Source organism: Terriglobus sp. RCC_193, assembly GCF_041355105.1.
Lineage (GTDB): Bacteria > Acidobacteriota > Terriglobia > Terriglobales > Acidobacteriaceae > Terriglobus.
Genome location: NZ_JBFUPK010000002.1, coordinates 304,352 through 323,939, shown reverse-complemented (window position 1 = coordinate 323,939; position 19,588 = coordinate 304,352). Strand labels below are relative to the sequence as shown.

The following is a 19,588-nucleotide window of genomic DNA, read 5'->3' as shown; positions in this document are numbered from 1 at the left end:
GCCACCTAGGCATGCGTAAAGCGGCAGACTCTTCTGAGTCTGCCGCCTTTTTTAGTTGCTCTTCGATGTCGGATTAGCCGATGTCTTCGGACCAGTTCTCCAGGTAGTTCTTGAAATCTGTCATGAACTTGCCTGCGTCTGAGCCATCTACGATGCGGTGATCGAAACCGAGTGTGAAGCGCTGCACGCTGCGGATGGCGATGACGTCGCCGCCGTCTTTGTCCTGCACCACGAGCGCTTCCTTGTTCAAGCCACCGATGCCGAGGATGGCCACCTGCGGCTGGTTGATGATCGGTGTTCCGAACTGCTCGCCGAAGATGCCGGAGTTGGTCAGCGTGAAGGTGCCGCCGGAGACTTCGTCCGGCGCCAGCTTCTTGTTGCGTGCGCGATCTGCCACATCCACAATGCCGCGTGCGATGCCGAGGAAGTTCTTCTCCTCAAGCTGTTTGATGACGGGAACGATCAGGCCCCAGTCCAGCGCGACAGCAATGCCGATGTTGATGTTCTTGTTGTACTTGATGGCATCGCCCTGCACGGCTGCGTTCAGGATAGGGTGCTTGCGCAGAGCTTCTGTGACAGCACGGGTGATGAAGGGCATGAAGGTGAGTTTCACCCCGTTGCGCTGCTCGTACTTGTTCTTTTCCTTCTCGCGCAGCTTCACGATACGCGTCATGTCCACCTTGAAGACGGTATGGACGTGCGGCGAGGTGGCCTTTGATTCCACCATCCGCTTGGCGATGATGGAGCGCATCTTCGACATGGGGACCAGATCGCCTGGCATGGGAGCGGGCGGTGCAGCGGGAGCTGCGGCCTTCGCCGGTGCTGCGGCAGCTACCGGTGCAGGTGCTGCTGCGGGCCTGGCTCCGCCCTGGATGTAGCCGACGATGTCGTTTTTGGTGATGCGACCTGCGGAACCGGAACCGGCGATGCCCGTTGCGGCAAGGTCAATGTTGTTGTCCTTCGCGATTTTGCGGACCAGCGGCGAGGAGCGTGGTGTTTCGCCTGTGGATGCCACCGCTGTAGGAGCAGCAGGAGCCGGAGCGACGACAGGTGTAGCCGCCGCAGCAGCAGCCGCAGGGGCCGATGCGCCAGCCGCGCCGCCGATGAGGGCGACGACGGTGTTAATGGCAACGGTAGTGCCTTCCGCGGCCTTGATCTCGGTGAGAACGCCAGCAACAGGCGACGGGATTTCGGCGTCGACCTTGTCGGTGGAGATTTCAAAGATCGGCTCATCGCGCTCGATCTTATCGCCGACCTTCTTCAACCACTTGGTGATGGTGCCTTCGGTGATGGACTCGCCCATCTGCGGCATCAGGATTTCTGTCGCAGCGCTGGCCGGTGTAGAAGTTGCAGCAGGTGCGGAGGCAGACGGAGCTGCTGCGGGTGCGGCTGAACCGCCGCCGATGACAGCAACGACTGTGTTAATGCCGACGGTGGTGCCCTCTGCGGACTTGATCTCGGTCAGGACGCCGTCTACGGGCGACGGGATTTCCGCATCGACCTTGTCAGTGGAGATTTCAAAGATGGGCTCGTCGCGCTTGACGGTGTCGCCGACCTTCTTCAGCCACTTGGTGATGGTGCCTTCGGTAATGGATTCGCCCATCTGCGGCATCAGAACGTCAGTGCTTGCACCGGTCGTTGCGGCGGGCGCAGTAGCGGCTGCGGGCTTGGGCGTTTCGGCTGCCGGAGCCGGTGTTGCCACTGGTGCTGGTGCCGGAGCAGCGGCGGAGCCAGCCACGTCCAGAATGGCCACGATGGTGTTGATGGCGACGGTGTCGCCTTCCTTCACCTTGATTTCCTTCAGCACACCGGCTGCGGGCGAAGGAATTTCCGCGTCCACCTTGTCGGTTGAAATCTCAAAGAGAGGTTCGTCGCGCGCGACCGTGTCTCCCGGCTGCTTCAGCCATTTGGTAAGGGTGCCTTCGGTGATGGATTCGCCCATCTGGGGCATGACGACTTCGGTTGCCATGAGATTCCTTCGCAAAAGTGATCGTTATGGCCGCTGATGGGCCTTTATTTCCAGTCCAGAAGATTATAGAGCGGCAGCTACAGGCCGCGCATGTTTGAACGGTTATCGCACGTTTGGTTCGAGTATCGGTTTCCGTAGCAATGACTCGAGTGATTCCACCGCGAGCATTTGCCGTTCGAAGACGGTGCCAAAGTTGCGGGAGACCATGTTGCATGCGTTCTCCATCGTGGGTGGGAGTGGTGCTGGATTGTCCGCTTCGTTTTCCAACGAGGTCGGCGTGCGATCCGTGATGCCGCAGGGGACGATCCATTGGAAGTCGCGCAGATCGGTGGTGACGTTGAGCGCGAAGCCGTGTGAGGTGATTCCCTGCGAGACGTGAACGCCGATGGCTGCAAGTTTGCCTTCGAGAACAGAGCCTCCGCCGACCGTCCACACGCCGGTGCGTCCCTTGATGCGTTGTGCCTGCACGCCAAAGTTGCGGCAGGTGCGGATGAGCACTTCTTCGAGTAGACGAACGAAGTCGACCGGGCCAAGGTGTGGCCCTTTCTTGCCTGGCAAATCGCCGCGGAGATCGACGATGGGATAGCCGACGAGCTGACCGGGACCGTGATACGTCACGTCGCCACCACGATTGATCTCGTGGATTTCGACGCCCTTTGCCTTCAGAACTTCGTCGGAGGCGAGGATGTTTTCGCGATGTGCGTTGCGGCCAAGTGTCAGGACGGGTGGATGTTCCAGCAGGACCAACGTGTCCGCAATCTGGCCGGCTTTGCGCGCTGCCACCAGTTCCGCCTGGACACGAAGTCCTTCGGCATAACTGGTGCGGCCAAGTTGGAGAAGATTGACGATCATGAGCCTTTGTTCAGCATACTTGCTATCCCATGATTACTCTTGAGGCATGTCTCTTCGCCGCATCGCTGTTGCAGTGATTTTTCTGTTGAGCACGATTGCTATTTCGGGCTGCCATCGCAACCAGGTGCCGCCCTATAGCGAGACGGAAGAGATGCAGTTTCGCGCAGACGAAGCCAGGGAGCTAGCCGGTCCGCGCGGCGATCTTGCCCTGATCCGCAGCGGCCTGATGGAGACCTCCGTCAGCCTGGGGAAGGACGAGGGTAGCAGCATCCGATTGCCAAACTGGTCCGGACCGCCGCTCTCGCTGACGCTGCACGGTATGGATGTTGTCGTTGAGCACTCGGAAGGAAATGCGCTTCTGGATGGCAAGCCACTTGTGCAGAGGCAGGTCCTGCTGCTGACTGAACTGTCGCAACAGTGGATTACAAATGGCGGCATCAGCCTACGTATTCATAAAGAGGGACAGGGCGCGTGGCTGCAGGTCTTTGATGCAAAATCGGAGCCGCTCCAGTCGCTGCATCCGTTGCATTACTACGCGCCATCCCCGGAGTACCGTGTTACAGCCGAGTGGATACCGCTGCCAAAGGGCTACCACCTGACGTATCACCGCACGAATGGTGGCAACGATCTTGCGCAGAATGCGCCTGGTTATGTGCGGTTCTCTTTGCATGGACAGGAGTATCGGCTTTACGCCACCACTTATCCCGATATGCTGTTTGTCGTCTTCCGTGACCTGACCTCGAAGACGGAAACCTATCCAGCCGCGCGCTACCTGGAAATCCCATACAACTCACATGCGTTTGATCCGAAGCATCCTTTCGATCCGGCGAAACGCACGAAGATGGCATTGGATTTCAATCAGGCGGTGAATCCAGCCTGTGCCTATAACCCGAATACGCACTGCCCCATCGCGCCGCCGGAGAATCGCCTGCCAGTTGCAATTCCTGCTGGCGAAAAACGCTACACCCCGGAAAGCGAGTAATCGCTACAGAGCCCCGGCTTTGGTTCCATTTCATCGCAGAGGGTTTGTCCAGCGAAGACGAGGAAAGCGATGGAAGTCGTTGTCCGTCGAGTAAAGTGTTCCATCGTGTTGCAGTGCCAAAGCTGCAAACTGCGCATCGGTCACCCTGGCACCGGAAACGCCACTCTCTCTGAGTACCAGTTTTAAGTGGCGCCAATGCTCCTGGTCTGTGTGTAATGTGCGAACGTTTGGCAATGCGGTCAACTCATCTATAAATCGCTCAGCGTCCTTCATTCGCTCAGGAACTCGCTCCAGACTTGGATGTGTGGATACGCGCAGTAAGGCTGAGATGGCGAGCATTGGAATCGCGACAACATCTTCCCCCGAAAGCATGTCTTCCAACCATCGCAGCGCAGCGAGATGGATTTTGTCTGATGGGTTGAATGCATAGATGAGAAGGTTTGCGTCCAGAATCGCTAAGGCCAATTGGGATCCTCTAGCTTTTCCAGCAATTCAGATGTTGAGTCGATGTGAAAGTGTGTCGGCAACCCGAAACGTGACGGCTTTAACTTGAAAGGCTTCTTACTCACCGCCTGCTTTTCCTCAGCCAGAATCCCCAGGCGCAGGTACTTATTCACCGCCTGCTTCAACGGCTCGCCGGAAGCACGAAGGCGCTGCCGCAGCAGCGCCTCCACATCGTCGTCAATGGTTAATGTCGTCCGCACATCATGATGCTTTCACTGGAGGCATCATGATGTCAAGCTATGCATTCAGCGACATGCCGTACACCGCTGAGTAGCCATCAAGCAGGCTTTCGCTCAGCGTGGGATGCGCGTGGACGGTGTACATCAGCTCTTCGACAGTCATCTCGGCGTCCATGGCAACGACTGCTTCTGCGATGAGCTCCGTGGCAAGCGGGCCGATGATGTGTACGCCGAGGATCTCGCCATACTTGGCGTCTGCGACGACCTTCACGAAACCGTCGTGGGCGTTGAGGATCGTCGCCTTGGAGTTGCCGGCGAGCGGGAATTTGCCCACCTTCACTTCGTGTCCAGCAGCCTTTGCAGCCGCTTCGCTCAGGCCTACGCTTCCGATCTGCGGTTCGCAGTAGGTGCAGCCGGGGATGCGCAGGCGATTGATGGGACGCGCGTATTTGCCAGCGATATGCGCCGCGGCAACTGCGCCGGACATGGCGCCGGAGTGGGCCAGCAACGGCAGACCGGAGACGATATCGCCAATGGCGTAGATGCCTGGCTCGGCGGTCTGCTGATACTGGTCGACCTTGATGGCGGTGCGATCCAGCTCGACCTTCGTCGACTCCAAATTCAGACCGGCGGTGCGCGGTGCGCGGCCAATGGCGACAAGAACCTTATCGGCTTCCTTGATGTTGTCCTTGCCGTCGCTGGTGGTGAAGTGAACTTTCACGCCCGTCTTGGTCTCTTCAATCTTGTTGACCTTCGCGGATACGTGGCTATCAATGCCGCGCTTCTTGTACTGGCGCAGGAACTCCTTGGAAATATCAGCGTCTTCGACGGGGACCAGGCGGTCTGCCATTTCGATGATGGTCACTTCCGCGTTGAAGCTCTTGAAGACAGATGCGAACTCCACACCCACAGCGCCAGAACCGATCACGACGAGCGACTTCGGCAGCTTGTCCAGCGAGAGGATTTCAATGTTCGTCAGGATCTTGTCGTTGGGCTTGTAGCCCGGGATCATGCGGGCGTCGCTGCCGGTGGCCAGAACGACCTTCTTTGCCTGCACCTGCTGCTTCTTGCCTTCGAACTCCACGTCTACCGTGTGCACGCCGTTCTTCGCGGGGCCTGTCAGTTTGCCTGTGCCGCGGACGAGCGTGACCTTGTTCTTCTTGACCAGGTACTGCAGACCGGCGGTGTGCTTGTTGATGATGTCCTGCTTGCGCTTCAGCACCTGCGGCCAGTTCACGGTGCCGTTGCCGATACCGTCGATGCCGTACATGGTGGCTTCATTGGCGTGATCGAAGATTTCTGCGGAATGCAGCATCGCCTTCGTCGGGACGCAGCCCACATGGAGGCATGTGCCGCCAAGTTTGTCGCTCAATTCAATCAGGGCAACCTTCAGTCCGTACTGCGCCGCGCGAAATGCGCACGAATAACCTGCAGGGCCGCCGCCGATCACGGCCACATCAAAGAGGGTCTCTGCCACGAATCTTTCTCCAGATCGCAGACCGGATGCCACGGAGTTCTCCCGACTGATCCGGCTGCCGCATGGACCTTGGTCCACGCCCTGATATTAGAGTACGCCTTCCGCTTTTTCTGGCAGTCTGTGGCCTGTGCCTTCTTCGATTCGACCGTTGACCACCGGCTAAAAACAAAGATCTGAATAAAATCCAAAATCCATAAACGCCATAAAGCGACTTGTAGCGCCTGATTACGTCAAAATAGAAACGAGCGTATCGGTCTGTCTGAGCAGGCCCAGCGGAGAAGAAGTTTGCAGACAAAGATCCGACACATGGGCGCAAAAAAGAACCCGTCAAGGGAGGTTGTGCTCCATACGCTTCGAGCGCTGACTTTGTCGGCTTTGGCTCTTCCTGGAATGCCTGTGTTTCAAGCACACGCGCAGGCGCAGATCGCCGAAGTGGCCTCCAAAGAACTACCTGATGCGCCCGCCCCCCAGAATTCCTCACAGGCCGATCAAAGCCACCGATCCCCTGCCGCGCATCTTTCCGAAGGAAGTGCGACCCTGGCCGGAACGGTCACGGATAGCGATGGGGCCGGCATTCCTAATGCTACTGTCGACCTCCTGGGAGAAGCCGGCGAGTTCTACAAGAGCCAGACGACGGACGAGGGTGGTGTCTTCCAGTTTCACGCCATTCCGGCAGGAAACTATCGGCTGCGCGTGGAGCGGAAAGGCTTTTCCCAAGTCACTTCCAATCGCCTTACCGTGGCGGCGGAGGAGTCTATGGAGGCGCCCCCGATACGGCTGCCGGTAGCATCCGATGCAACCGAGATTACCGTGCGACCGACAGAAGTCATCGCTGAAGAACAGATTCGTGCGCAGGAGAAGCAGCGTGTCTTCGGCGTTTTTCCTAACTTTTACGTCAGTTATATCTGGGACGCAGCACCCATGAACGCAAAGCAGAAGTACAAGCTGGCGTTGCATAAAATGTTCGATCCCATGACCTTTGTTGAAGTCAGCATCACCGCCGGGATTCAGCAGGCTGCAGATATCCACTCCGACTTTGGTGATGGCCCGGAGGGATACGGCAAACGCTGGGGAGCCCAGTTTGCAAACGGGCGCACCAGCGAGCTGTTGAGCCGCGCAGTCTTCGCCTCCATCTTCCATCAGGATCCGCGGTATTTCTATCAGGGTTCCGGATCGACCCGGTCGCGTGCTTTTCATGCGATCGGCTCTGCGTTCGTAGCGCGAAGTGACAAAGGCACGACTATGCCGAACTATGCCTATCTTCTAGGCAATCTCAGTTCCGGCGCTCTATCGAACCTGTACTATCCTTCGGCTGACCGGGGAGCGGGGCTGATCTTCCAGAATGCTGCTATCGGAATTGGCGGACGTGCGATGCAGAACCTGATCCGGGAATTTGTCAGCAAACAACTTACAACGAAGGTGCCGGGCAACGGCAAACCTGCTTCAGGGACTCCATAATTCATTCCGGATTCCCTGGCGGTGGCTTTATTTTGTTTTCTTCGTACTCTTTGTCTTCTTTACTGTCGCATGAGAGGCCGTAGCTTTTCTCTTTGAAGGCGCGCCTTTTGTCTTGCGCCCTCGAGCACCGGGTGCCAGACGCACCGGTTCCGCCACGTAAATCCTGCGTCCCACGGGCAGCGTGCTGGAGCCTAGGTGGTTCCATTGCCGGAGGTTTTCCGTGGTCACATTGAAGCGGTCGGCCACGGTTACCAGCGTGTCTCCACGGCGCGTGGTGTACTGCAGCGGATGCAGGCTGGCGGAGGCGGCGGAGACCACGGGGATCACCAGGTCGTCGCCCTCTTCCACGGCAGAGTTTGCCGGGAGGTCGTTTGCCGCCAGAATGTCCGCCGCGCTCACTTTGTAAAGCTGCGCCACCTGATCCAGCGATTCTCCTGCGGCCACTTCGTGGAAGCGCCAGGAAGAGCGCTTCTCCACCGGAATGGCGGCGATACGCTTGTTGAAGCTATCCTTTGTACCCTTCGGAATGTGCAGGTCAAACGGAGTGCCGTCCGGCGTGCTCAATCGCAGGAGGGCGGGATTCAGGCCGACCAGGTCGGTCATGCTGGCACCGGTGATATCAGCGGCCAGATGCAGATCCATCGCATAATCCACGGTCACCGTGTCATACACAACAGGGGTGGCCGGATGCAGATCGGTCAGGCCATACTTTTCGGGATTCTTCGCCATCAGGATAGCGGCAAGAATCTGCGGGACGTAGTTCTTCGTCTCGCGCGGCATGGCGTTGCGGCGATACAGTTCCCAGTAATCGGCGTATCCGGTGCGCTGTACGGCCCGCTGCATGTTGCCTGGACCCCAGTCGTATCCGCCCATTGCCAGGTACCAGTCGCCAAACTGGTCATACAGCCCCTTCATGTACCTGGCGTATGCGCGGGTGCTCTTTTCCGGGTCAAAACGTTCGTCGAAATAGCCGTTGCGCTCCAGGCCATAGGCGCCCTTGAAGGGCATGAACTGCCACATGCCGCCCGCGCCGCTGGAGGCATTCAGGGCTTGCGGCTGGAAGCCGGATTCCGCCACGGCCAGATAGATCATGTCCTGCGGCACGCCCTGTTCGCGCAGCACGCCCTGCATCATGTCCTTGTACTTGCCCAGACGTTCCAGCGAGGCACGCATGTGGGCCGTGAAGGAACGGGAATTGGCAAAGGCGTTGATGTAACCCGCAACTTCGGGGTTAATGACCAGGGGTAGGTCCGATGTTGTATTCAGCGTGCTCTTCAGGCTTGCGGTTTGTTCCGGCGTGGCGTCTGAGAAGGTCAGGTCGGTGACGGCTTCCAGTGGCGTCTCTTCCTGCTTGGGAGAGAAGCCGTTGCCCTGCTTCAGCGCGTCCATCTCCAGCGCGTTGACCGCGTCCACGGTGCGCTCAAACTCATCGCTGAGCGTGGGGTCTGACTTAATGTCCAGGCCGCTGGTCAGCATCAGGTCCACGGCATAGTCAAAATCGTTGCGTGCCGCATCCAGTTTGCCCGTGCGATAGTTCTGCACGCCGCTACGGTAGGAGCGGTCCACCTGCTGGATCAGGCTGGCGATCCGTGGGTTGGTTTGCTCTGCAGTCTGCGCGTTATTGCCGCCTACGGTCTTCGGCAGCGCCGGTGCAGTGGTGTTCGCCGGAGGTTTTGTCGCTGTCTGCTGCGGACATCCCAGCAGAAATACGGTGCATGCCGAAGCCGCGATGGCCACAAGGGGTCGGATTCGGGACGGAAGCTGGATCATCGGCACTCCCGCCATTGTATCGGCGGCTACAGAATTGGGCATCTCTGGCCCTCCAGCCAGGAGGGTCACCCAAACGTGTTAGCCGTGGTTGATTACCAATGGTGCTTCGGGGTAGGCTTTTGTGTCATTCCGCATCGTATGCGCGTAACGCGATGCTGTTGGCTGCTTGGTGGACTACCAGGCAGGCGGTTTAGAAGGTGACGATTTCTATGGATTCTTTGCTTCTGCTTTTCTCAGGTGTTGCGATTACGGTGATCCTGCCCTGTCTCATCGCCAGCTTGCTGCATGATGTGGCCAGACGCGGTGCCCACTCCGTTTAATCGGCGCCATAGTGGGACCCATTGACGCGTACAGCTTTCCATTTCCCCCAGAGCATCCAGATCGTTCCAAAGGGATGCAGTAGAAGCCAGAGCCAGTGCCACCGTTTGCGTAACGCATAGACGGTCGCTGGGAGATAGCTGAAGAACAGTGCACACGTTGCCCACCCTACGGCTGCCATGCCCACCCGGATGGGCGGCCCCAGAAACGGGATGATGTAGTAGGTCCTCTTCCACGCAAGCCAAAACAGAAGAGGCGGAAGCACCTGCCCCGGCACCACCAGGAGCGTAAGCAGCCACCATTGCGCGACAGGCAGGTTCCTATCGTTCCGCCATACAGACGGATGCAACAGGACCGCAGCCGTTGCCGCCGCACAAACCGTCGCTGCGATGCACCACGCAAGTATCATCGGTCGCTCCGTTCGGCCCTGTTACTTCCCAACGCTTTGTTTTATTCCGTCTGCAAGACCAGCAATGCGCCGCCGCCCGCAGCCAGATGCAGTGCTCCATACTTGCTGTCGCCGACCTGCAGATCCTTTGGTGTGTTGCCGTCGGTGTATGTCTGCAGTTCTTTCGCGTGCAGAACGGAGAGGTCCAGTGTCACGTCGCGTGCGGTGCCATCGTTCATTACGCCCACGTACCAGGTCTTCCCGGAACGTCGCGCGACAGCGATCCATTTTGCGAAATCGCCGCCAATCGCGCGTGTTTCGTCCCATGTCGTAGGCATCTTCGCAAATACTTCCAGTCCGGGAAGCAGCTTGCCACCAGCATCGGTATAGGCGCTTGGAGAATCAGACACACACGCAAACGGGCTGGTATAGACCACGTACATGGCGAGTTGTTGCGCACGCGTGGTCATCACTTCAGGCGCGGTGTTTTGCGGGTGAAACTCTGCAGCGGTGACGTTGTTCCATCCGCCGGGTGTGTAATCCATGGGGCCCGTCAGCGCGCGTGTGTAGGCAAGCCGCACATTGTGCTCGGCGGTTTCGCGACGGCTCCACTTGTTGTATTCCGCGCCCATCACACCTTCCTGTGTGAGGAAGTTTGGATACGTACGCACCAATCCGCGTGGTGGATAGGCTCCGTGCAGATCCACCATCAGGTGATGATCTGCGGCTTTGGTCAGCAGGCGGTGGTAGAAATCCACGATCTCCTGATCCTGCCGATCCATGAAATCCACCTTGATTCCGCGGATGCCGACTTGCTGATACCACGCCATGGCAGGTTCCATCTGGCGGTCAATCGACTTCCAGTGCAGCCACAGCCACAGTCCGACGCCGCGTTCCTTCGCATATGCCACCAACTCCGGCAGATGCACATCCGGATTGGTCTGCGTGACATCCACGTTGGGCAGCATGTAGCCATCGCCCTTGCCGTTCTTCGCCCAACCTTCATCAATCAGCATGTAGGGAAGGTGCATCTTCTGCGCAAGATCAATGAACTGCTTGTACGTGGCATCATTCAAACCGACACCGGCAAAACCTGGCAGATTTGGCCCACTCCACCAGTCCCAGCTTGAAAAGCCCGGCTGAATCCATGACGTATCCTGCACACGCGATGGCGCGGCGAGTTCTTCAACCAGGTTAGCCTCCAGCAGTCTCTCCGGTCGATCCGCCATCATCACCACGCGCCACGGAGTCTTTACGCCTTCTGCGGTCATCGGTGTTTTCACAACACCGTCGCCATCCAATCGACCCGGTAGATGCACCTGTACGCCCAGCCGGCCATCGTTTAAGCCAGAGAGATACATGGCGGGGTAGTTGTCCACATCGCTTTCGACAATCGCAAATGCTGTGCCTTTGCCAGTGCGGCAAACCAGCGGATCGTCATACAGATTGTGCGGACGAATGTGGTCAGCGTCCACATCATCAAACTCGCCTTCGTGGCTGTTGCCCACGGTGCCGGGATTGTAGCCCGTGCATTTGTAATTACCCGCGAAGAGGAACTGCGTGCCTTCCCCGGCAAGATGCACGGTTGTCATATTCTCCTGTTGCGGCAGGACCATACGCAGTGCAACGCCCGCGTTGTAGGCGCGAATGATCAGATCCACCTTGCGCCGCAGGCCATCTCTCTCCTGGGCATGAATGGTCACTTCGCGATAGGCATCGTTCACATGCGAGGTCTTTCCGGCAACCGGACGGTAGTCATCCACACCATCGCGATGGTCCGTCTTCAGTACGGCAAGGTGCTGCAGGGAAAGCGAACGAGGCAGCGCAAGCGGATCTTCCTGCACAAAGCTCAGGCCAACAGAAGAAGGCGCAATCACCGTCTCACCATGGCGCGTAATGGAGTATCCCAGGCCGCTTCCTGTCGTCAACGCGACCGCAATGTTGCCATCGGGCGAGTGCAGCGTCTCCTGCGCAGCAAGGGGCAGAGCAAAACCACAGGCAAGCAACAGCATCGACGTGAAAACTGGGCGCATCAGAATCCTCCGATTCAGGTGTGTCAGAAATCTTATGCCAACCAAACCTTACTGTGCTTGCTACGCATCCCATGAATCGCGAGAGGCATCCACATGGCCAAGCCGGAAGAGGAGTGGATTGAAGTCGCGGGCCGCAGTGTACGCATCTCCAATCCGCACAAGCACTATTTCACGAGCGGCGTACAGCTTTCAAAGATCGATATCGTGCGCTATTACCTGAGCGTTGCAGACGGTGCGCTGAATGGAATCCGCAATCGGCCTGTTGTGCTGAAACGATTTGTGGATGGAGCGGAAAAGGAACCCTTCTATCAGAAGCGCGCGCCCTCCGATACACCGGATTGGCTGCGCACGGTTACGCTTAGTTTCCCGTCCGGTCGCACAGCGGAAGAAGTGGTGGTGGATAACCCGGCGGGGTTGGCATGGATTGTCAACCTCGGCTGCATTGAGCTGCATCCACATGCCGTGATCGCAGACGATCTGGATCATCCCAATGAGCTTCGCATCGATCTTGATCCGCAACCCGGGGTCGTATGGGGCGATGTGTGTTCCGTTGCAATGCAGGTGAAGTCGCTTTTGGATGAAGCTGGCCTGGTGGGATGGCCCAAGACCAGTGGCTCGCGCGGCATTCATATCAACGTGCGCATTCATCCGCGTTGGAGCTTTACGGATGTTCGTCGTGCTGCGCTTGCACTGGCACGCGAAGTGGAACGACGACATCCTATGGCCAGCAGCAAATGGTGGAAGGAAGAACGCCACGGCGTCTTCCTGGACTACAACCAGAATGCAAAGGACCGCACCACCTGCAGTGCGTACAGCGTGCGTCCGCTGCCTGATGCGCGTGTGAGCACACCGCTTGCATGGGATGAGGTTATGCACTGCGACCCGGCAGAGTTTACCGTGCTCACAGTGCCAGAGCGCTTCGCTAAGATTGGCGATCCCCACGCTGCGATGAATCAACATGCAGGTTCCCTGGACGCCTTGCTGGAGATGGCCTCGCGCGATGAAGCGAACGGTATTGGCGATGCCCCGTGGCCTCCGCATTTTAAGAAGCAGTGGAACGAAGGCAAACGGGTTCAGCCCTCCAAAGCAAGGAAGCCTGACACGAAAGAAGGCGAAGACACTGATCCAGCCGCGTCTACAAAGAAGCCTCGCGCCGCCGGACGACGAAAGTCGACCATGCCGTTGCAGGTGGTTGCGCAATCCCCTGATAAATCAGCAGCGCAGGCCGGGCTGGATCGTTGGAAACAAAAACATCCGGAGGCCGCAAAACATCTGGCAGCAGATGACATTCTTGTGGACCGCATGCGTGGTTCATCTTATGTCTGGTACCGCATTCGGGTGAATCTGCGGCATGTTCCAGAGGAGATACGACCAGCCCAGGAAGCGCCTGATCCGGATGACGATCCAACGCGTGCTTGGCGCTCTGAGGGGGCAAAGGAATGAAGCCAATCGCAGTCTTGCCGGCATTGTTTCTTGCCTGTACATCCCTAACAGGCTGCATTGTTGTGGGCTACTCCACACGCACGGGCTTCTTTTTCTGGCAGCGGGGTGCCCTTATTACGCTGGTGGTTGTAGTGGTGCTGTGGATTCTCTTTCGCAATCGTTAATCACTTGCGTTCGGGAAAGATTTGCATCAACTCTGCCGCCGGCACGACTTCCAGTTGTGCATAGGTGCAGTCCTTTGGTTCCTTGTCAGGTCGCCACCTGCGAAAGTGGGCCAGATGGCGAAAGCGATCGCCCTGCATGTGTTCATATGCGACTTCGACAACCAGTTCTGGACGCAGTGGTACCCACGACAGATCCTTGCCGCCGCTCCATCGCGATTGGCCACCGGGCATGCGACCGCCTGCTTGTGCTGCGGCATCAGCCCAGTTCTTCCACGGATGATGAGTTAACGCATCTTTGCGATACGGCGCGAGAAATTCTGTTAACTCTTTGCGTTTTGCCGCAGTGAAACTTGCACACACACCCACGTGTTGCAGTGCACCTGCATCGTCATACAGTCCCAGCAGGAGAGACCCAACGGCTGCATCCTCTCCATTCTTGTGCCATCGAAAACCCGCCACGACGCAATCGCAATCGCGCTCATGCTTCACCTTCAACATGGTGCGCTTGTCCGGCGTATACGGGCCTTCCAATGGTTTTGCCATTACGCCGTCAAGGCCGGCTCCCTCAAAGCGTGTGAACCAGTCTTGTGCCACGGATCGATCCTGTGTTGCAGGCGTCAGGTGGATCGGCGGATTTGCATGCGCAAGCACCCGTTCCAGCGCGCTGCGCCGCTCACGAAACGGAACATCGCGAAGATCCAGATCGTCATTCTGCAGCAGGTCAAAAAATACGACAGAGGCAGGTGTCTGCTGGGCGAGCATCTTCACCCGCGATGCTGCCGGGTGAATGCGCAGAGATAACAGATCGAAGTCCAGGCCGTGCCTGGTAGCGATTACGATTTCGCCATCCAGAATGCATCGTTGCGGCAAATGCTGTAATAGCGGCGCTCGAAGCTCAGGGAAATAGCGATCCAGCGGTTTGCCATCGCGGCTCTGAATCAGAAAATCGTCGCCATCGCGAAAAATCAGCGTACGAAATCCATCCCACTTCGGTTCAAAACTCCAGTGCTGAGTATCCTCAGGAATAGTTTCCACACGCTTTGCCAGCATGGGCAGGATTGGCGCTTGTGCAAGCAGGCTCATGCCTGGTTGGATGCAGTTACACCTTCCAGGGCAAGCTCGGCGGCATTCGCCTGCATGGCGCGCAGACAGTTTTCAATATGTTCTTCCATGGGAATGCCCAGCAATTCCGCGCCTTCCGTGATGTCCTCACGATTTACGCCACGCGCAAAAGCCTTGTCCTTCATCTTCTTCTTCACGCCAGCCACTTCCACATCGTGGATGCTCTTTGTGGGTTTCACCAGCGCACAGGCGGTAAGAAATCCGGCGAGTTCATCGCACGCAAACAGTGCCCGATCCAGGTGGCTTTCGCGTGCCGCACCGGTGTAGGAAGCGTGCGCCAGAATGGCATGGCGAATCTCCTCCGGCCATCCCTGTTCGGTCAATACTCGATTGCCAACGAAAGGATGTTCATCCAAGGATGGATGCCGGTCGTAATCGAAGTCATGCAAGAGTGCAGCGATGCTGTATTTCGCGACAAATTCTGCAGCAGATGCATCGTTCAGACCCAGCCGTTCTGCCTCACGTTCTCCATAGCTGCGTGTGCAGGTTTCCACTGCCAGAGCATGTTTGATCAGGCTGGGTGAGGTCGTCCATTCATTCAGCAATTCCCAGGCGCGTTCCCGTGTATGCATGCGGCTGAGTCTAACGCACGCGCCATTTCACTGTGTGGGTGGTGTTACGCAAGATGCGTATTCGTCTTTTGTTTCCATCGCTCGCAGACGTTCAAGATCCGCAGGTGTATCCACGTCGAATTCCCCACCCTGCAATGGCACGGTTAATACGGCATCGTCCTGCAATAACTCGCGCGCACCCGTATCGCCCGTTAATTCCTGCAGCGCGTGAAAGCTGAATTCAGGAAAGAGAGCAGGAATACCGCGGCGTTCGTAATAATGCGATGCCACCACGTGTTCACGATGGGAAGCTTCCATCAGTCGTCGAAGATGTTCTGCGGTGACCGTCACCTGGTCGCAGGTCAGCACCAGCAGATCGTCCGCATCCACGCGTTCCGCTGCAGCGGCGCCCAGCGCAATGGAAGTGGACATACCGTGCTTCCACGCCTTGTTAATTAGAATGCGTGGCTGGAAGGGGTTGCTCTGCAAACCTTCCAGAAGATCCTCGTAGCCCGCGCCCAGCACAACGAAGACAGGTGAAGCGCCGGCTTCATGCGCCATCCGAATCGCGCGATCCATCAGTCGCTCGCCCTGATACTGCACCAGTTGTTTCGGCTGTCCTAACCGTTCTGACGCGCCTGCTGCCAGCACCAGCGCTGCAACTCTCCGGCTCATCGGGCCTCCGTATGCAGTGTGTTGTTCATCGTGTCCTGTTCCGAAACCGTTGGTTCTATGTGTTCCACAAATATGCGTCCCTGTGCGAGCATGTGCAGCGCGCCATGAGCAGAACTCCGCGCCGTACGCCGCATGGGTACGATCTCTTCCGTTTCCAGCAGATCACTGGCAAACAGAACATCTCCTTGTGCATCCATAACAAATCGCAACAGAGCGGTGCCTGCTTTGGGTAGCACTGTAACCACGGAGCGCGACTCACCCCGCAGTGTCGCCTCAAAGGTTTCCATTAAAGCGGCAGCCTCGGGCGTGTCGGAAAACTCTATCAGTAGATGTGCCTCGACATCAGGGGCTGTGCAAACAATCTGCATCTGCGCATCTGCACCTGCAAGCAGCTCAGCACGTTGAAGTAGTTCTGTTTCTATCCAGCCACTGGAAACTGAGCCCGCGCTGCGGCCATCCGCTGCGGCGTAAAAGCGCGCTCCCGCAGCGTGAGACGAACTGCCGCGCATCTCCACCAGCGTGAAGAGAACGCCACGCGGTGTGTGTCCATACAGATGGGCAATGTCGCGGCGCTCTTTCAGACTCATACTCCACAAGTGTATGCTGCGTCTTTCCCTCTGCCTCAATGTTTGAGGTGTCAGGCTATCGTCTGCCGCAAAAGCGCAGGCCGTTCTGTGTGAATCTTCAAAATCAGTTCACCAAACAGTGTGTTTGCCCATGCAAACCACGGTCGCGTGAACTTCGTGGGATCGTCCTTGTGAAATGCCTCGTGCATGAAGTTGGTACCGGCGGTGGTGTTGCGCAGCATCTTCAGGCAGGAAAGGATTTCCGCGTCGTCGGTGCTCGTCAATGCGCGCATGGTGATGCTCATGGGCCAGATGTAGTCCATGCCAACATGCGGTCCGCCAACACCTTCCGCTGCCGATCCCTTGAAGAAGTAAGGATTGCTATCGCTCAGCGAAAAGGCGCGTGTGTTGCGATACACCGGCTGCTTCAACGGTATGCCAGTCAGGTAGGCAATGCTCAACAGGCCCGGCGCATTTGCATCATCCATCCAGTTCACATTGCCAAAGCCGTCCACCTCGTAGGCATACATCTCACCAAAGCGAGTATGTTTCAACTGCCCATACGTCTTCGTTGCGCCTGCAACTTCTGTCGCCAGCGAGGAAGCATCGTTTGCAAGCTGTGCATTGCTCAGCGCCTTTGCAATCTCTGTCAGCATGTTCAGCGCAGCCACAGCAAACAGGTTTGCCGGAACAAACAGCGGATACGTGCATGCATCATCCGATGGCCGGAAGATGGAGTGCAGCATCCCATTCGGCTTCGTCGGCGCGCCATAACCACTCAGAATCACAGAGTCTGTAGGATTCTCTGCGCGACGTTGAAAGTGATACGGCCCGCGATCCTTCAGGCGTTGCTGTTCATGGAAGGTCTTTATTACGAGTTGCATCGCGGCAACCCATTCGCTATCGAATGCGGCTGTGCTGCCCGTCGTCTTCCAGTAGCCATGCGCAAGGCGGATGGGATAGCAGAGTGAATCCACTTCCCACTTGCGCTCACCCACGCCGGGCTTGTGATCCGTGGCGTCCTGCACAGCCCAGTCCAGCGGTTTGTCTGTGGGGTTGCGACGAAACGCATTGGCATACGAATCCAGCAGAATGCACATCGCATGACGATGAATCAGCCCTTCAATCACCGTGGCCAGTTTCGCATCGCTCTTTGCAAACGGCAGGTAAGGATGCATCTGCGCGGACGAATCACGCAGCCACAGTGCGTCAATGTCGCCTGTGATGACGAAGGTATCCGGCTTGCCATCGCGCGTTCCCGGAAACACCGTGGTGTCCAGCGTGTTCGGCAGGCAGTTCGCGAAGATGGTGCGCAACTGCGGATCGGCAATGTCACGGCTGATAGATGCAATGGCATCTTCTACGGTCTGCGAACGAAACAGCCGCTCACTCTCCGCGGGGCGCTGTGTCAGATCGCGCTTCGTGTACTGCGCAAGAAGGTTTGTCTTTGCAAAGAGTGCTGCTCCTGCGGCAAGCGTGGCGGAGTTACGGACAAAGCTACGGCGATCCACATGCGAAACCATGCAGCCAGCTTACCTGCTTCCCGCAATACTTCGCATCAATGCAGCACGATCAGCGTTGCCATGTGCGCAGGCAGTGTGAACACCTGGCCCTCTGTTGTCCTGCGGCTGCTTGTCTCGCTCACCACGGTATTCACATGTGCTTCGTGCGCATCCAGCGCGGGCGCAATGAGTATCTGAATGGTGTCGAAGTAGGGCGCGGTAATGCGAACCGGTGTCGCAGCTTCTTTGTTCAGGATGGCCACAATCGTTTTGCCATCTGCGCGTTTCCCGGCGTATGCAGTGATGTTTGTGTTGCCTGCATCCAGCGTGACCGGCAGCATGGTCGCACCCTGAAACGCGGCGGCAAACTTCATGCCGTATCCCACGGGTTCCAGAAGGTATTTGTTGTTCAACTTGCCGTCCACACCGGCACCGGCCAGCGTGCCTTCATTGGCGATGGGCGTATAGAACGGCTTGGGATGCGGCACCGTGGGGTCTTTCATCAGTGCCTCGCCATGAAACACCCCGCCCACAGATACCGCCTGCGCATGGCCAGAACCGCCGTGCAGATTCACACCGCAGTAGCCAGCCTGCATCAGCCGGAAGAGATACTCCGCACCCCACAGCGCCGCGGCAAACACATCGCTCACGCCCGGCTTGCCACCGCGATAGACTGTGTTGCCTTCGGTCATGCGATACGTCACGGACGCGCCTATCTTTGCTGCCGCTGCCTTGGTTGTCGCGGCATGTTCTGCAACCTTCGCATCTGGTTTCAGCAGGTTCTCAATGGTTGCATCCGGATTCGATGGCGGCCCGCTCCAGTAGTAATGATGACTTAGCGTCACCACGTTGGGCTTGTCTTCGATAGCGGCCCAACGGTCGGCAATCTGCGTCAGCCATGTCACATCCGCAGCCACATCCGGCATACCGAACTTCGCTTCCGGCAGAGCCTTCTGCGCGGCGCGGGCAATCTTCAACCACTCTTCCAGGTATGTATCCACATTCCACGTTTGCGGATCACGCAGATGTCCCTTGAACTGATCCACCTCATTGCCAAGCTGGAAGTATTGCAGCCGCGGCCCAAGGCGCTTCATCACGTAAGTGGCTTCGGCTACATCCACTTCAGGCGTCCCGTATCCAAGGTTCAGACCGTAGATGCAGTTCCAGCCCGTGGCCTTCAGAAAGCCGTCCAGGTTGTCCACGGCTTTCGGCGTAATCGCAAACGTGGTTGCGGCTGTCGGCTCGCCCTCTGCCTTCCAGGGCGCCTCTGTGCGTGTGGGGGCAGTCACGTCATCCGTTGCTTTCCACCAGCCAAACTCGCTGGTGTTGCCGCCAAGTCGAAGCACGCCCTTGCTGGCAATGTTGCGGAACTGCTGCACCAGGCTGATGTTTTCCGGCGAGAAGAAGGCTGGATCCTCCAACTGCATACTTTCGTACGAGAGTCCGATGAAGTCCGCGGGAACCTTCGCTCCCGCTTCCGTGCCCACCTCCAACGTTGCGGTTGGGATTGCATCCGGGGTTTGTGCACGCAGAAGTGTCGGCAGGGAAGCAGCAGTCGCGGAGCCAGTGAGAACAAAGTCACGCCGGGAAAACAAACGCATGCCGACAGCCTACCAAGTCGGTTACGCAATGAGG

Annotated in this window: 18 protein-coding genes; 4 read left to right on the top strand and 14 right to left on the bottom strand. The window is 57.7% G+C overall.

Annotated elements, in window-relative coordinates; all coding sequences use genetic code 11:
* Nucleotides 1-73: 73 nt before the first annotated feature.
* Both AB6729_RS10120 and lipB read right to left on the bottom strand, forming a co-directional pair.
* Nucleotides 74-1,969, bottom strand: a complete 1,896-nt coding sequence (locus tag AB6729_RS10120; RefSeq protein WP_371081491.1) for a 2-oxo acid dehydrogenase subunit E2 — start codon at nucleotides 1,967-1,969, stop codon at nucleotides 74-76.
* Nucleotides 1,970-2,071: 102 nt separating this feature from the next.
* Nucleotides 2,072-2,821: a lipoyl(octanoyl) transferase LipB gene (gene lipB / locus AB6729_RS10115; protein WP_371081490.1), complete on the bottom strand. Its 750-nt coding sequence runs from the start codon at nucleotides 2,819-2,821 to the stop codon at nucleotides 2,072-2,074.
* A gap of 46 nt (nucleotides 2,822-2,867) precedes the next feature.
* Here lipB and AB6729_RS10110 point away from each other — a divergent pair, with 46 nt between their 5' ends.
* Entirely contained in the window at nucleotides 2,868-3,803 is a 936-nt protein-coding gene (locus tag AB6729_RS10110) for a DUF1684 domain-containing protein (RefSeq protein WP_371081489.1), read from the top strand.
* A gap of 30 nt (nucleotides 3,804-3,833) precedes the next feature.
* On the opposite strand, the gene AB6729_RS10105 is transcribed toward AB6729_RS10110, so the two are convergent.
* From AB6729_RS10105 to lpdA, 3 genes are read right to left on the bottom strand one after another with little or no spacing between them, the layout of a single operon-like run.
* Nucleotides 3,834-4,268, bottom strand: coding sequence for a TA system VapC family ribonuclease toxin (locus AB6729_RS10105; protein ID WP_371081488.1), 435 nt, complete (start codon nucleotides 4,266-4,268; stop codon nucleotides 3,834-3,836).
* Nucleotides 4,259-4,507 (bottom strand): hypothetical protein, encoded by a 249-nt coding sequence (locus tag AB6729_RS10100; RefSeq protein WP_371081487.1) that lies wholly within the window; start codon nucleotides 4,505-4,507, stop codon nucleotides 4,259-4,261. The genes AB6729_RS10105 and AB6729_RS10100 overlap by 10 nt, the downstream gene beginning before the upstream one ends.
* A gap of 37 nt (nucleotides 4,508-4,544) precedes the next feature.
* Nucleotides 4,545-5,963, bottom strand: coding sequence for a dihydrolipoyl dehydrogenase (gene lpdA, locus AB6729_RS10095; protein ID WP_371081486.1), 1,419 nt, complete (start codon nucleotides 5,961-5,963; stop codon nucleotides 4,545-4,547).
* Nucleotides 5,964-6,359: 396 nt separating this feature from the next.
* Between lpdA and AB6729_RS10090 the strand changes: the two genes are divergently transcribed.
* On the top strand, nucleotides 6,360-7,421 hold the full coding sequence (locus AB6729_RS10090) for a carboxypeptidase-like regulatory domain-containing protein (protein ID WP_371081485.1): 1,062 nt from the start codon (nucleotides 6,360-6,362) through the stop codon (nucleotides 7,419-7,421).
* A gap of 27 nt (nucleotides 7,422-7,448) precedes the next feature.
* Here the strand turns inward: AB6729_RS10090 and AB6729_RS10085 are convergent, their stop codons facing one another.
* From AB6729_RS10085 to AB6729_RS10075, 3 genes are all read right to left on the bottom strand, one after another.
* A complete protein-coding gene (locus AB6729_RS10085; protein ID WP_371081484.1) occupies nucleotides 7,449-9,233 on the bottom strand; it encodes a transglycosylase SLT domain-containing protein in 1,785 nt (594 codons plus the stop codon).
* A gap of 274 nt (nucleotides 9,234-9,507) precedes the next feature.
* Nucleotides 9,508-9,918 carry a hypothetical protein gene (locus AB6729_RS10080; protein WP_371081483.1) on the bottom strand — a complete coding sequence of 137 codons (411 nt, stop codon included), beginning with the start codon at nucleotides 9,916-9,918 and terminating at the stop codon, nucleotides 9,508-9,510.
* A gap of 41 nt (nucleotides 9,919-9,959) precedes the next feature.
* Nucleotides 9,960-11,930, bottom strand: a complete 1,971-nt coding sequence (locus AB6729_RS10075; RefSeq protein WP_371081482.1) for a glycoside hydrolase family 97 protein — start codon at nucleotides 11,928-11,930, stop codon at nucleotides 9,960-9,962.
* Between the two features lie 93 nt (nucleotides 11,931-12,023).
* Between AB6729_RS10075 and AB6729_RS10070 the strand changes: the two genes are divergently transcribed.
* Together AB6729_RS10070 and AB6729_RS10065 are read left to right on the top strand one after the other, a co-directional pair.
* The gene (locus AB6729_RS10070) at nucleotides 12,024-13,373 is read left to right on the top strand and encodes a DNA polymerase domain-containing protein (RefSeq protein ID WP_371081481.1); all 1,350 of its coding nucleotides are present in this window, start codon (nucleotides 12,024-12,026) and stop codon (nucleotides 13,371-13,373) included.
* Entirely contained in the window at nucleotides 13,370-13,537 is a 168-nt protein-coding gene (locus AB6729_RS10065; protein ID WP_371081480.1) for a hypothetical protein, read from the top strand. Before AB6729_RS10070 ends, AB6729_RS10065 begins: the two co-directional genes overlap by 4 nt.
* Here AB6729_RS10065 and AB6729_RS10060 read toward each other — a convergent pair whose 3' ends face one another.
* The 6 genes from AB6729_RS10060 to AB6729_RS10035 are packed head-to-tail and all read right to left on the bottom strand — an operon-like array spanning nucleotide 13,538 to nucleotide 19,554.
* Entirely contained in the window at nucleotides 13,538-14,620 is a 1,083-nt protein-coding gene (locus AB6729_RS10060) for an ATP-dependent DNA ligase (RefSeq protein ID WP_371081479.1), read from the bottom strand. It abuts the gene before it with no gap.
* Nucleotides 14,617-15,231 (bottom strand): HD domain-containing protein, encoded by a 615-nt coding sequence (locus AB6729_RS10055; RefSeq protein WP_371081478.1) that lies wholly within the window; start codon nucleotides 15,229-15,231, stop codon nucleotides 14,617-14,619. Before AB6729_RS10055 ends, AB6729_RS10060 begins: the two co-directional genes overlap by 4 nt.
* Before the next feature lie 27 nt (nucleotides 15,232-15,258).
* Nucleotides 15,259-15,885, bottom strand: coding sequence for an NTP transferase domain-containing protein (locus AB6729_RS10050; RefSeq protein ID WP_371081477.1), 627 nt, complete (start codon nucleotides 15,883-15,885; stop codon nucleotides 15,259-15,261).
* On the bottom strand, nucleotides 15,882-16,472 hold the full coding sequence (locus AB6729_RS10045) for an XdhC family protein (protein ID WP_371081476.1): 591 nt from the start codon (nucleotides 16,470-16,472) through the stop codon (nucleotides 15,882-15,884). The genes AB6729_RS10050 and AB6729_RS10045 overlap by 4 nt, the downstream gene beginning before the upstream one ends.
* 50 nt (nucleotides 16,473-16,522) lie before the next feature.
* The gene (locus AB6729_RS10040) at nucleotides 16,523-17,974 is read right to left on the bottom strand and encodes a glycoside hydrolase family 125 protein (protein ID WP_371081475.1); all 1,452 of its coding nucleotides are present in this window, start codon (nucleotides 17,972-17,974) and stop codon (nucleotides 16,523-16,525) included.
* Nucleotides 17,975-18,009: 35 nt separating this feature from the next.
* Entirely contained in the window at nucleotides 18,010-19,554 is a 1,545-nt protein-coding gene (locus AB6729_RS10035) for a hypothetical protein (RefSeq protein ID WP_371081474.1), read from the bottom strand.
* Between the last annotated feature and the right edge of the window lie 34 nt (nucleotides 19,555-19,588).